The sequence below is a fragment of the Amycolatopsis acidiphila genome (genome assembly GCF_021391495.1).
Classification (GTDB): domain Bacteria; phylum Actinomycetota; class Actinomycetes; order Mycobacteriales; family Pseudonocardiaceae; genus Amycolatopsis_E; species Amycolatopsis_E acidiphila.
The window spans coordinates 7,114,037-7,126,881 of sequence record NZ_CP090063.1; the positions used below are offsets into that span (position 1 = coordinate 7,114,037).

At 68.0% G+C, this 12,845-nt stretch carries 11 protein-coding genes and 2 pseudogenes; 5 read left to right on the plus strand and 8 right to left on the minus strand.

From position 1 onward, the window contains the following. Window positions 1–7: 7 nt before the first annotated feature. The 7 genes and pseudogenes from LWP59_RS34710 to LWP59_RS34740 all read right to left on the minus strand — a co-directional run bounded on the left by LWP59_RS34710 (window position 8) and on the right by LWP59_RS34740 (window position 7,372). Entirely contained in the window at window positions 8–1,255 is a 1,248-nt protein-coding gene (locus LWP59_RS34710) for a hypothetical protein (protein WP_144645595.1), read from the minus strand. A gap of 521 nt (window positions 1,256–1,776) precedes the next feature. Then, window positions 1,777–2,733: pseudogene (locus tag LWP59_RS34715) on the minus strand (C40 family peptidase). Beyond that, window positions 2,730–3,344: a replication-relaxation family protein gene (locus LWP59_RS34720; protein WP_144645611.1), complete on the minus strand. Its 615-nt coding sequence runs from the start codon at window positions 3,342–3,344 to the stop codon at window positions 2,730–2,732. Before LWP59_RS34720 ends, LWP59_RS34715 begins: the two are co-directional and overlap by 4 nt. Further along, a pseudogene (locus LWP59_RS34725) lies at window positions 3,271–4,467 on the minus strand (VirB4 family type IV secretion system protein); the annotation flags it as partial. The pseudogene LWP59_RS34725 and the gene LWP59_RS34720, both read right to left, overlap by 74 nt. Next, window positions 4,464–5,963: a PrgI family protein gene (locus LWP59_RS34730; RefSeq protein WP_229857851.1), complete on the minus strand. Its 1,500-nt coding sequence runs from the start codon at window positions 5,961–5,963 to the stop codon at window positions 4,464–4,466. The pseudogene LWP59_RS34725 and the gene LWP59_RS34730, both read right to left, overlap by 4 nt. Before the next feature lie 3 nt (window positions 5,964–5,966). Then, complete coding sequence (locus LWP59_RS34735) at window positions 5,967–6,296, minus strand: pilin (RefSeq protein ID WP_373299696.1); 330 nt, start codon at window positions 6,294–6,296, stop codon at window positions 5,967–5,969. A gap of 185 nt (window positions 6,297–6,481) precedes the next feature. After that, a complete protein-coding gene (locus LWP59_RS34740; RefSeq protein WP_233921954.1) occupies window positions 6,482–7,372 on the minus strand; it encodes a hypothetical protein in 891 nt (296 codons plus the stop codon). Window positions 7,373–8,024: 652 nt separating this feature from the next. Between LWP59_RS34740 and LWP59_RS34745 the strand changes: the two genes are divergently transcribed. The 5 genes from LWP59_RS34745 to LWP59_RS34765 all read left to right on the plus strand — a co-directional run bounded on the left by LWP59_RS34745 (window position 8,025) and on the right by LWP59_RS34765 (window position 12,073). Then, a complete protein-coding gene (locus tag LWP59_RS34745; RefSeq protein ID WP_191334838.1) occupies window positions 8,025–9,029 on the plus strand; it encodes a hypothetical protein in 1,005 nt (334 codons plus the stop codon). After that, window positions 9,022–9,972, plus strand: a complete 951-nt coding sequence (locus LWP59_RS34750; RefSeq protein WP_186383342.1) for a PDC sensor domain-containing protein — start codon at window positions 9,022–9,024, stop codon at window positions 9,970–9,972. Before LWP59_RS34745 ends, LWP59_RS34750 begins: the two co-directional genes overlap by 8 nt. A 309-nt stretch (window positions 9,973–10,281) precedes the next feature. After that, window positions 10,282–10,770: a recombinase family protein gene (locus LWP59_RS34755; RefSeq protein WP_144641316.1), complete on the plus strand. Its 489-nt coding sequence runs from the start codon at window positions 10,282–10,284 to the stop codon at window positions 10,768–10,770. 95 nt (window positions 10,771–10,865) lie between these two features. Next, window positions 10,866–11,288, plus strand: a complete 423-nt coding sequence (locus tag LWP59_RS34760; protein WP_222425605.1) for a VUT family protein — start codon at window positions 10,866–10,868, stop codon at window positions 11,286–11,288. After that, the gene (locus tag LWP59_RS34765) at window positions 11,285–12,073 is read left to right on the plus strand and encodes a deazapurine DNA modification protein DpdA family protein (protein ID WP_144641322.1); all 789 of its coding nucleotides are present in this window, start codon (window positions 11,285–11,287) and stop codon (window positions 12,071–12,073) included. The genes LWP59_RS34760 and LWP59_RS34765 overlap by 4 nt, the downstream gene beginning before the upstream one ends. 29 nt (window positions 12,074–12,102) lie before the next feature. On the opposite strand, the gene LWP59_RS34770 is transcribed toward LWP59_RS34765, so the two are convergent. Beyond that, window positions 12,103–12,381: a helix-turn-helix domain-containing protein gene (locus LWP59_RS34770; protein ID WP_144641325.1), complete on the minus strand. Its 279-nt coding sequence runs from the start codon at window positions 12,379–12,381 to the stop codon at window positions 12,103–12,105. Window positions 12,382–12,845: the final 464 nt, after the last annotated feature.

Genomic DNA, 12,845 nt, shown 5'->3' on the forward strand with positions numbered 1-12,845 from the left:
GTCGGGCTTAGAGCATCCGCCTCACAAAGTCTCGATGCGCCGCCGCTTGCTCGCGGACGTGACTGACCACTTGGTGAAGCTGCTCACCGCCGACGACCTTCGGCGCACTCAGCAGGGCGTCGAGGAAGACTCCAGCTGGTACGGCACCGGCTAAAATGCGCCTGAGGTGCGCCAGGCTGCCAGCCGGGCAGTAGCGAACGGGCGTGGAGGCCAGGTTCTCAAGGTCTGTCAATTTCTGGCTGAGGGTCTTCGCCGGCTCCGGCCCGACGATCAGCAACAGCTTTAGCGGCGGCAGCGTCGTCAGCTTGTGCTTGACGTTGTCGACATACTCCTGGAGGGCACGGGAATGTTTAGTTGGCAACGCATATGGCCGGGCGGTGCTCTTGGCTTCGACCAGCAGGGTGTAAGGCGCTCCGCCTCCCTGGCTGGCGATGCAGATTAGGTCCACGCGCCGCTCACCGCGGCTGGTCGATACCACGATGAAGCCGAACGACTGCAGCAGGATGCTCAACTGCTGCTCGAACCGCTCCTCAACCTGCTTGTCGCCGTGGCGTCGGATGACTTCTTCCGACCGCCTGGCCAGGTCACCGAGTTCCAACGAACCGATCAGGTGGCCCCACAGTTGATCCCGGCGCTTGAGGTCGTTCTCGTCCCGTTGGTCTACAGCCTGCCGGGCTCGTTTGGCCAAGGCTGCAATGAAAATGTGCGCCATAGCTAGGTGCTCACGGTGCGGGCTGTGTAATGCTACTTGCGACAGGTGCTCCATAGCCCAGTGAACGAACAGGTCATAACCAGTGCCGGTCAATCCGAGAACGACCGACCCTGTATTCTCCATGATGAACGTACTGTGGTAGCCCACGAAGAACTCTGAGATGAACCGGCGTTCGATGGCTGCATCGATGCCGAAGTCGGCTGACAGTAGGTCATTTCGGAGGCAACCAAAGAACGGGCTCCAGCCACGGTACTCACGCGTGGCGTACGCGGATTCAGCGAGCGGCAAGGCATAAGCAAAGTGGCTAGCGATTCGTAGGCTGGCTTGGCGCCATCGGATGTCGGTTGGATCTGCCGCTCGGTCATCGAACGAGGTGTCACGTTCAAGAATTCGCTTCCAGCCACCCATCAGGTCCTCAAGGTTTGCGGCGACCTGCGGCGCCTTCAAGCCCTCGTATCCCGCCTCTGCTGGACGGGGAAGATGGAGTACATCTTCAAGCTTGGCGACTTCGGGCGCCTGCAACGCACGGCCAATGTCTGGCATCCCTTCACTCTACAGTGTCGTACCCCAGGCCGACTTGGACTGACACGGCGATGTTGCGTGATCAAGCTGGTGGAACTCTGCCCTGCCAAGCGAGGGACAGTATGTGGCTCTCGCGTTCCCGATCGCGGTTAGCAAGTACGCCGGTCGTCGAGGGACGTGTTTCGGTCGGCCCCTGCCTGACCCCGGACCCTGCGACAGACGCGAGCGACCGGAAGACCTGGTGCTCGATCGAGCACCTGATGATCATTTACATGCGGCGTTCTCTCTTATATTTGCAGAAACTAGCACAAATGTACGTTCCGCTTGGACTTGATCATTTCGTTTTGAGGCGACCTGCGGTTTCCGCGCTACTTGAACACGGCACGGTCGTGCTCCTTCCGGGCTTGATGATCACTAGACCTCCACTTCCCGCTCTGGCGAGATATTGTTGACGGTGGCTGAACTGGGCTTTTCCGGAGCACTTGAGCAGATGCCCATTGAGTGTTCATTTGTCGCGGAAAGTGTTCAAGTGGACGCGGAAACTACAACAAATCCTGTTTGGATGGCCGACTGGCCGCAAGGTAGTCGTCTCCGTTCCAACGGTACGAGCTGATTTGGATGAGCTTGCCGGTTTCCGGGGCCTCGATCATCTTGCCTTCGCCGATTTACAACCCCACGTGGTGGACATTGCTGGGTGTCCCGTAGAAGACTAGGTCGCCCGGTAGCAACGGTTGCCCGTCAGGCACCAGTGGGCCAGCGTCGTATTGCGTCTGCGCGGTGCGTGGGAGAGTTATTCCCGCCGCGTTGTAAGCTGCCGTGGTCAGGCCCGAGCAGTCAAAGCCCTTGTCACCTTGGGCAGGCCCGTTACCTCCCCACTCGTACGGCAGCCCGATTTGGCCACAGGCATAGTTAATCGCCATCGTCGCTGCGGCTGTCGGCGCCTGGATGTTCTTGCAGTCACCGGTACCCACTACCGCTTGTCCGTACTTGGCTGCCTGCGCGAGCACTTCGTTGACGTACCAGTCGGCGTGGTTGTACGCGAAGATGGCCTTCCGGATGTCTTGGGGCGCACCGGAATCACAGAGGTAGTAGGCAGCGGCATAGATCGCGTCGTGCGGGTTGTATCGGGATGGCGGAGTGGCGCCACCGGGTGGTAGCGGGTGGCGCGCGACCACACTGTCGAATGTGGACTGTAGGAACTGCATCGGGCCTCCCGCCCCGGCTGAGTTCTCTCCGCTGGAGACGCCGGGCAGCGTCGAGCGACCGTGGTCGGTCTCGACCTTCCCGATGGCAGCGAGGATGGACCAGTCCAGGCCGGGGCACACCGTCGCTGCCTGCTGGTAGAGAGTCAGGTAGTTGGCCGGGATGTCGGCGACCGCGTCCTGGCTGGGCTGCGTGCTGCTGCTGCCGAACAGCGCATTGGCGATCGCTTCGCCGACTCCGCCGATCAGAATCGGGATCATGACGATGAACGCGATCACAGCGATGGCAATCTTCATGGTCGACCTCCAGACCGGAAGCGGCTGGTCGGAGGCAACGGCGGCAGCGGGTTAGGCGCCGCCAGTTCCGTCCGTGCTGCCGGCTGTGCCTGGGCAGGCGGGGTGGATTGTTTCGGCGGGGGAGCTTTGACGTGCGGCCAGCAGCGAGCGAGTTCGGCGAGCCGCAACCGGCCGGTTCGTTGTGGCGACGTGCCGGCAACCGGCAGCCATCGGGCTGCGGCAGGGCCGTTCTCGTCGCTGTCGCCGAGGAGGTCTGCCGCGCTGGTCGCTACCGGTACTAGCGCAGGTCGGTCCAGTTGCGACACCGTGTCCGCGAGTGCTCGTCGTGCAGTGGTCTCCCGCCGGTTGCTGGTCAGCCACACCAGCACCGGTGTGGTGATTCCTGTTGCGGCGGCGAGTTTCTGGTAGCCGTAGAGCTTGCTGGCGAGCTTGGTCAGGTCTTCGGTGCCGAAGTCGAATTCGAAAAAGAACTCGACTTCGTTCCCGTCTTCGCGCCATCGCCCGTAGGCGTCGGGGCGGACCATGTCGCCAAAAAGCCGCGTCGCCACTGTCAGCGAGGACCTCGGCGAGGTCGGCCAGCAGCGGCGCCGGCCGGGTCCAGGTCCGCGCATCCGCGGTGATGCCGACGCGCTGATACGTCGCGGTGATCGCGCGGTCCAGCGCGGCGCGTTCGGTCGGCGCGAGCTCACCGCCCAGCAGCACCGACAGGACGGTGTGCAGGAACAGGCTGCGGCGGATCAGGGCATCGCGCGGTGCGGTGCGCCGGCCGTCCGGGCGGGTGTGGATCGGCAGGTCCATCGGGTTGAGGCGGACCTGCTCGGCGCCGAGGTGAACGTAGGTACCGCCGACGGCGGCGGCCAGCCGGGCGTACTCGTCCTCGGGGTCGATGACGTGGATCTCGATCCCGCGGTAAAGCGACCGGAGCAACTCCAGCTTGACCAGATAGCTCTTGCCCGCACCGGAGCGTCCGAGGATCACGCTGTTGTGGTTGTCCAGCGCGAACCGATCGTGATGCACGAGGCCCTGGCTGCCGACGTTGAAGCCGTAGAGCACGCCGCTGGGCGCGCCGACCGAGGTCGAGTCCGGCGGTGGCAGGTCCGGCGACGTGAACGGATATGCCGCGGACAGCGCGGACGTGTCGAAGGTCCTGCGCATGCCGACGAGGTCCAGGCCCATGGGCAGGCTGGTGATCCAGCCCTGCAAGGACCGGTAGGTGGTCGGCTTGCAGTCCAGCAACAGCGACGCGGCCAGCGACCGGATCGCGGCAACCTCGTCGCCGAGGGCTTCCTCGGTCGACGCGTGCACGGTCAGGTAGAGCCCGAGCCGGTAGAGCTTGCCTTCGCCTCGGGCCACCCGCGCGGACAGGTCGTAGGCGTCCTCGGTCGCGGCTTCGACCTGGGGGTCGATCAACCGGCCCTTGTCGCTGGTGTGCCGGCGACCGGACTCTAGTTTCGACAGCTGCTTGCGCAGCCGGTTGGCCGCGGTGACGGGGTCGATCGGCTCGATGTGCAGCGACACATCGACCCGGCCTGGATAGGTCAGCAGCGGCTGGAGCCAACCGGGGTGCACCTCGCGCGGATACCCGGTGATCACGAACGAGGAGACCCACTCGCCGCCGACTTCCAACGCGCGCGGACGCACGGAGATGGCGTCCGGCGTGAACGCACCGGCTCGCCCCAACGGCGACCGGACCGCCGGCTTGTTACGGGCGCGGCGCTTGGTCTTGGTCGTCATGAGCGGCGCCTCCTGTCGTAGTCGTCGGGGTCCTCCGCGGCGTCGTCGAAGCTGTCCTCCCAGGCGTCCCCGCCGTCAGGGGTCTGGTCGGTGGTGAACACGGAGCGGCCGAACGCGCCCGCGTCCCAGCCCTCCTCCGGGGCGGTCGTGATGACCTCCTCGGCACCGGCCAGCCCGGAGCTCGGCGGAATCAGCGAGTCGGGGTTGCAGGCCGCAGCAAGGACCGCAGTGGCCTGCCCGGCGTCCAGCGGCGTGACCGTGATGCCCGACGGCGAGAGCAGCTCGACCGCCTCGCCGAGCCGGCGCACCAGCCGCGCCTCGGCGGCCCGCCGGGTGGCGTCGTCGACCAGTCCGGACTGCTTGGCTGCCTTGCGTCGCGCGGTCAACGCCGCCAGCGGCGACGACCCGCCCAGCCCATCGGTCGGGCCCAGAGAGTGCAGCGGCTCGCGCAGCACCAGCAGCACCTGGCGGCGCAACAGGGTGGTGGCGCGGCCGAGTTGGTCGAGGTAGTCGGCGTGCTCGCGCGCCGCCTGTTCCAGCGCCGAGTGCGGCAGCCCACCGGCCTGCGCGCGCAGTTCGGCGATCTGGGCGGACAGGTCCAGCCGTTCGGCCCGGACCAGCACCTGCACCGGTGCGGTGAGGCTGTGCAGGTACCGGCCGAACGAGGCGACGAGCGACTCCTGCTCGGCCGGCGTGCGCAGCCCGAAGTTGATCGTCGAGCAGACCGCGACCACGGCGACCCCGTCCTTGCCGAGGTCGATGACACCGGTGTCGGTGACCGCTTCGGCCGGCAACCGCAGCGCCGCCGGGGACACTGCCGACGCCGCGGTGCCCGCCCGGTCCTTGGTCTTGCTGCTGCCGTCCGCAGTGGTCGTGCTGGCGTGGGTGGTCAGCCACTCCGGGGCGGGGCGGATGCCCTCCGGCGCGGCCACCCGGTGCTGCGGGCTCATCCGCTGGCGCAGTGCGGCGAGTACGAGACGGTCGAGGGTGATGCCGTCGCGCTGGCCCAGTGCCAGGAACGCGGCGGTCACCCCGACGGGAATGGCCAGGATGAGGAACACAGCCAGCGTGGACGGTGTACAGCCAATCTGGCCGGGGAAACAACTGGTCGGCGGCTGTGTGCCGGTGGGAATCGGCAACGGCACAGTGGGCTGCGGCGTGGTGGTCGCCGCCGGCAGGTGACAGACCGGCAGCGGGGAGTCCGGCGTGCAGGAATCAGCCGTCGGCAGCGGCAGCGGCGGGGCCGATGTGGACGGCGGCTGCGGCGATGCCGCGGGTGAGGCCCAGGCGCTGACCGCGAAGACGCCAACCAGGAGCACGATGATGCTCAGCGCCAGCATCCAGCCCGCACGCCGACGCCGACGACCAGCCGGCGGCCGGTCACTGCTGGCATCGCCGACCGCGGACACCATCGCGCGGTCGGCATCGGCAGCAGTCGTGACCGGGCCGCCGGACTGGCGGTGCGGACGCACCGTGGGCGGGGTGCTGACGGCCATCGGTCAGGCCCCCACGATGCCCTGCAGGACGGTCACAACCAGCGGCGCCAACGCCGCCAAGCCGTAGCCGATCCCCGCAGCCTTGAACGCGGTCTTAGCCTTCTCGATCTCGCCGGGGTCGCCGCCGCCCATCACGTACCGGACGCCGCCGATGGACAGGAACACGGTCGCGAGTCCCGCGAGCACGCCCATGATCCAGTTGCGGACGTTGTTCAACACGTCCGTCACCGAGCCGGCCAACGCGAGGACCGTCGTCGTGTCCGCTTGCGCGGTCGACGCCGAGAGCAGCAGGACCAGTGACGCCGCCTCGGCGACCACGACCAGCCGGCGCACCCGGCGACGGCGCGCGGGACCGGTAGACCTCGGAGCGGTGGCGGGCCGGTTGTCGCGCGGCCCGGTCGAACAGGAACGCGCTCGACGGCGAGTCCGTGGCGCCGAGACCGGCGCTATCGCGGGCCCACGACGCGGGCGGGTGTGAGGGCTGCGCTCGCCAGGTCGCGGGCGAGCGGGCGAATGAATCAGGCGCATTGGGGCACCTCCGAAGGGCGGGTTGCGAGCGGGGAGATCCCGCAGCCCTGAACTCCGGATTTCGGCTCCGTTTTGGACACACGAGCCCGAACTTTTTTCGCCGCGTCGACTTCAGCGACCGATACGGACAGTGACGAACGAGGCAGGCGTCGAGCCGGCGCGGCCAGGCGCGACAACGCGATGGCGTTGGCCACCTGGTCGGTCAGCGCGTCACTCGGATCGGTCTCGGCGACGCCGTCGCGCAGGTACTCGGCGAGCCGAAACTCGGCGCGTTTGCGCGTCTTGTAGACCGCCCACTCGCCCGCCCCGTGGTGGGCAGCCCAGTCCGCGACGGGCACGCCCTCCAGCCGGGTCGCGCCGATCAGCGCGGCCTCGGTCTGGGTCAGGACTCCGTCCGCGACCGCACGGGCCAGGACCAGATCGGGGTGTCCCCACGGGGTGTGCGGAGGTGTCGACCGGAAGCCGGGCGCGACCGGAGTCGGACCATCCAGCGCGTCGGCGAGTGCGTCGTACCCGGACCGATACGCGGCCCACCGCAGCCGCAGCATCACCCGCGGCCGACGCAGATCGATCGTCGACAACGCGCTGAGGAATCCGGAGAGAACCTCGGCGTGCACGTCGGCCGGATCTCCGGCGAACCGATCGGACAACCTGGCCGCGACGGAGGTCAGCGCCGGCAGCGCCATCCCGACCGCGGCGACGGTCCACGTCGCCCCTTCGGTGCGGGCCCGCAGCACCAGATGCGCCCACACCGCGTCGCGCGTCTGCTGCGGGCAGCGGCGCGCCAGCAGGCGGTCGCGGACCTCGTCCAGTGGGATCAACCGGTCGGGCAGACCGGGAAACAACCGGCCGTTCAGCGACACCGGGTCAGGCCCGGTCACCAGCCATGTGAACGTGTCACGCGCGATATCCAGAGAATTCGAAACAGCGTCGTCGCAGTAGCGACGAGACAGAGATTGTGCAGTCATTTTGTGACTTCCCAAGCGTCGTGGCGAGCAACTACGACGACAGGAAGCCACAGCGGATTCCACGGAAATACCACGGAAATACCACGCCATTACTAGCCAGCTACTAGGGCGATGAACCTGGGCTACTAGAGTACTACTATTTCTAGGCCCCGGACCCGTCCAGCAAGATCTAATTATTGAGGTCGGACGAGCGACTCCTTGATCAGGACTAGTAGCTTCTGAGCTGGGAATCTATGTACGTCCTAGTAGATCACTAGTAGGAGAGTGCCCTGGTAGATCATCATCTAGGACCTCGTTCGGAGATCAACTTCTGAGAGCTCGAAAAAATCTTGAAAATCCGCTCGGCGAGGCCCTGAACGTCGCGTACGACACACACGACGTTCACGTAAAGACACGGCCAAATCAGCGGTTCTTTGCACTCCTTTTTTTCCCGCCAGCCTGGCACGGCAGGCGGTCATCGATAACGCGCGCAAAAAATCTGCCGACGCGTGTCCAAAACAGGGCCGAAATCCGGAGTTAAGGGGTGTCCGAACACGGCACACCGACCCGCCGGAGGAGAGCTGCGATGCCCCCGACACGCGACCACGACACCCCAGACGACCAGCCTCAGCAGCACGATCCGATCGACCCACCCACCGTCCCGATCCGGCTCCCACACCTCCCGCACGGCGCCCGGCTCCGTGACTTGCGGCTCGTACTTCGTCATCCCCGTCCCACCCGCCCAGCCTCCGTCTGGCCATGCGCGGAAGACGAGCTGCGCGAGGGCACGGGGTTGATCGCCCAGTGGCTGCTCACCGCGATCATCAAGCTCGTCACTGGCTACACCGCACCCGGTCAGCGGGTGCTGCTGCTCGACTCCGCACCGCACATCACCCCGCCCGCCGGATGGCCGTCCACCGTGGCCGGCCACCGCCCTGGACGCGGCCCGTACGCCGGACTGCTCGAAGCCGGATGGACCGTGGTCCGACTCGGCCGAGGGGTGGACACCCAGACCGCCGCGGCGCACCCCGACCGCTTCGACGACAGCCCGACGAACCCACCAACCGAGTCCGAGTCCGGACCCGGACCGCACGCCGCGAGTCCGGCCAGCGACCACCGCGACGCCGGTGGAACCGACGACCGGTCCGGACCCAACAGCGCCGCGACCGCACACGGTCCGGACCGGTTCGAGCTGATCATCACCGCCGCCGAGCCGCACACGCTCGACGCCATCCAGCCCACCGACTGGGCCGGTCTGCTGACCCCCACCGGCACCCTCGCGGTCATTACACATGGTGACAACTCGGGCGCCTGGTTCACCGATCCCGCCAGGCCGCTCGTGCGCGCCGCGCACCACGCCGGCCTCCACTTCACCGACCGCATCGCGCTGCTGCGCGTGCCCATTCGCGACACGGTGCGCGCGGTCGCCGGCACCGGTCCGCACGACCATTCCGCGAGCCCACCGGGGCCGCCAACGACGTCCATCCGGCACACCCGAGCGCACGACGACCTGTTCGTCTTCACCCGCCTCCCCGCCGCGAACGGCGACGCCAACGCCGCGGAGAACCGGGAGGACACCTCCCATGAATGACCGCCCCACGCCGCCGTGGCCGCGCTCCCGGATGTCGCGGGAGCAGCCGCCGAACCCGCGACTGACGGTCTGGCCAACCGGCCAGCGCGACCCCGCCGCCCAACTCCGCGACGCCGGATGCGTCCCCGGCACCGACACCGACGTCGACCGCATCCCGCCCGCCGTCGCCGCGCACGCGATCGCCACCTACACCCGACCCGGCGACCTCGTTCTGGACCCCGACTGCGGAGCCGGCACGGTCCTCGTCGAAGCCCTCCGCGCCGGCCGTCACGCGCTCGGACTGACGCCTCGGCGGCAGTCGTGGGCACTCGCCCGCGCCAACGTCACCACCGCCAAAGCGGCCGGCGCCTGGCGCGACGGCTCGGTCCTGGACGCCCGGCCACCGCTGCTCGCCAGCGTCCGCGCGGCCGGACTCGTCGGGCGAGTCGGACTCGTGCTCGCCGCACTCCGCCCAATCCCCAACGGCACCGACGAGCAGGACCCGAGTCCGGACCCCGACCATGCCGCCGCGATCGACCGACTCGCCACGACGCTGACGTTCTGCGAACCGCTGCTGCGCTCCGGCGGATACCTCGTCGTCGTCGCCCGGCCCCGCCGAAACCCGAACGGTTCGCTGATCGACGTCACGACGCCGCTGCGCGCCGCGGGCACCTCGGCCGGCCTGGCGCCGGTTGACCGGTGCATCGCGCTGACCGCCGGACTGCGCGGCCGACACCTGGTCACCCGCGCCGCGCTGGACGAGCGGCGCGCCGCCGCCCGCGCCCGCGCCGCCGGCGTACCGACGGCGCTCACCGCGCACCACGAGGTGCTCGTGTTCCAACTCGCCCATGAGGCCGAACTCGCCGCCGCAGCGGCAGCCGCGATCCCGTGGCCGACCGAGCACGACGTCACCCAGGCCGCCATCAACCGCGCCGAGTACCACGGTTGGGAGCGAGCGGCATGACCACGCGCCTGTACTGCCGCGAGTGCGGCTGGCAGCCCAAGTTCCGCCGCAAGCGCACCGCCCTGCGCGCTGCCGCGCGCCACCACTGCACCACCACTCCGCTGGCCGAGACGCATCCACACTGGTGGCTCCGGCTTGGACAACCCTGTGGACAAGTAGCCGCGCCGGGACCATCGACGCGGTCACCGACACGGTGTCCGAGCCGGCCGGTGGAGACGGCGCACTGCTCGACGCCGTGTCGGTGACCGCGTCCAGTGGGCGGCGCTCGCCGCGCACCACGCCGAGACCACCCGCCGAGCCCGTCTCGCGATGGTCGAACTCGTCCGCGCCGGCTACCAGCTCGGCCCACCGCCATACGGATACCGCGCCCTGCGCATCCGCGTCACCGACCCGACCGGACGCAGCCAACTGCGGGCCGTACTCGTGCCGGACTGGCACACCGCCGCAGTCGTCCGCCAGATCTTCACCTGGCGCGCCGACCACGGCCTGGGCTTCGCGGTCATCGCCGGACGACTCAACGCCGACGCGCGCCAATACCCGCCTCCGGTGCAGACCGGGCGGTGGACTGCCAAAACCGTCAGGCGCGTCATCACCAACCCCAAGTACGTGGGCCGCCAGGTGTGGGCGCGCACCGTCGCCGGCCGCCCAGCACCAGTCGAGCAGTGGGTGACTTCTGGCCCGAACGCGCACGAGCCACTGGTCGATCCGAGGACCTTCCAGCGGGCCCAGCCGCGCAACGACGAGTCCCCGCACGACGTGACCGACCCGGCCGACCATGCCCCGCCGAGCGCAGCATGACCCCGTCCCGGTGGACCTCAACGACGGCACTTCTGCTGTGCGGATACGCAGCCGCCATCGCGGCAGCGAACTGGGCTACCACCCTCTGGCCGCAGGTGCCCGTGTTCGGGTTGCAGATCCCCGCCGGAGCGTTCTTCGCCGGGCTCGTGTTCACGGTCCGGAACCTGCTGCAGGACGCCGCAGGCTCCCGGACAGCGCTCATCGCGGTGGTAGCGGGGGCCGCACTGTCCGGGCTGGTCGCCTCGCCGCACGTTGCGCTCGCAAGCGCCGCGGCCTTCGCCACTTCGGAGACGGCTGACTTCGCGGTGTACACCCGGCTGCGCCGCCGCCGGCCCGTCGTGGCGATGGCACTGTCCGACACGGTCGGTTTGCTGCTGGACAGCCTGGTGTTCCTGTCGTTGGCCTTCGGCTCATTGTCGTTGTTCGGCGGGCAAGTCGCGGGCAAGGCCGTCACGACGGTGGTCGCCGTGTCCGTGCTGACCTGCGCTCGCGCCGGCCGGCGAGCGGTGACAACGTGAAGTTCTTCCTCGGGATTCACCAGCCGATCTGGTTGACCCGCGTCCACGATGTCCCGCTGCTCGTGTCGCACCGGCGCCTCGGGCACCGCCGTACACTCCCACGCGCCGTCACGGAGTGGGCGTTGGACTCGGGCGGATTCACCGAGTTGCAGCTTCACGGTCGTTGGCAGATCAACGAGAAGGACTACGTCCGGGCCGTCCGGCGTTACGCCGACGAGATCGGCAACCTCGCCTGGGCCGCGCCCCAGGACTGGATGTGCGAGCAGAACATCCTCAAGCGCACTGCCCTGACCGTTCGCGAGCATCAACGGCGCACCGTGCGCAACCTCGTTCATCTCCGCGAACTCGCGCCCGATCTTCCCTTCGTACCGGTGCTGCAGGGCTGGACGACCGCGGACTACCAGCGTTGCGCCGACCTCTACTACCGGGCAGGGATCGACCTTGAAGCCGAGCCGCTCGTAGGCGTGGGGACCGTGTGTCGCCGGCAACATAAGGCCGTTGTGGAAGAGATCATGCGCGCTTTCGCTTCATGCAACTTCTCGCTGCATGGCTTCGCCATCAAGCTCGGTGGCCTCAGTCAGTACGCGGAGGCATTGTCCAGTTCGGACTCGATGTCGTGGAGTAGGCGGGGCCGGTATGTGCCCGGATGCGGTCCGAGTCATCGCACCGAGTCGAATTGCCTGCGCTTCGCGCTGAGCTGGTATCAGCAGATCCAGACCACCCTGGGTTCGGCGGGACTGTCCGCGGGCGGACCGTCCGCAGAGCCGTTGGCGAGGGTCGCATGAAGACCATCGCCGCGTCTCCCGGTGCGGGCTCAGTGGTCGCCGCGAGACTCCGCGTTGTCAGGTTCGACGAGCGAGACGTCGCGGGGCACGTCGATTCCGAACAGCTCGTTCGGCGTGCATCGCAGCGTCGTGCACAGCGCCTGCAAGGTCGCCACCTTCACCTGAACCGGCGGCTTTTTCATCAGCACGTCAACCGACTGGAGGGACAGCTCGAACCCAGCGCGCTGAATGAGGAGCTCGCGCAGTTCGGTCGCGGTCCAGACATTGCGGGAGGCCATGACCTTCCGCAGCCGCCACTCGATCTGCACCCGCTGCCGTCCCGCGCTCGTCGCTCCGCGGCGCTTCGCGCCGTCGCCAACCGACGCACAGTGTCCCCGATGGCGATGGAAGCCGGCCGCCACACGCCCGGCGTGTTCAGCAGGCACTCACCACTAAACAGGCGATACTTGAGCTAGTCAGGCTATGCGCTAGCTACTCAGGTGATACCTTAATTGAATGACAGACCTGCGCACGGTTCGACAAAGGGGAGGTGCCTCGGCACCCATCACGTTCATCACGACGCCGACGCGCCACTGTTCGCGGTCCGCGCCGGTAGCGATCTTCTGGACTCGCGTCGACCGGCCATCTCGCGCTGACGAGGTGACCGAGCACCAGCTCGGCACGGCACACGATCGTGCCGAACGGCAAGAGTCCAGCACGACCACGAGCGCCGGCCCCGCACAGACGTGCTCGGGGAGCAGAGACCCGCTGGTCGTGACAGCTTCGGCGATCC

Bases quoted from the DNA above. Each gene is read 5' to 3' on its own strand.
- LWP59_RS34755 (WP_144641316.1), top strand. From the start codon at position 10,282: ATGGTCGAACTCGTCCGCGCCGGCTACCAGCTCGGCCCACCGCCATAC.
- LWP59_RS34720 (WP_144645611.1), bottom strand. From the start codon at position 3,344: ATGCGCGGACCTGGACCCGGCCGGCGCCGCTGCTGGCCGACCTCGCCG.
- LWP59_RS34745 (WP_191334838.1), top strand. From the start codon at position 8,025: ATGCCCCCGACACGCGACCACGACACCCCAGACGACCAGCCTCAGCAG.
- LWP59_RS34730 (WP_229857851.1), bottom strand. From the start codon at position 5,963: ATGGCCGTCAGCACCCCGCCCACGGTGCGTCCGCACCGCCAGTCCGGC.
- LWP59_RS34750 (WP_186383342.1), top strand. From the start codon at position 9,022: ATGAATGACCGCCCCACGCCGCCGTGGCCGCGCTCCCGGATGTCGCGG.
- LWP59_RS34710 (WP_144645595.1), bottom strand. From the start codon at position 1,255: ATGCCAGACATTGGCCGTGCGTTGCAGGCGCCCGAAGTCGCCAAGCTT.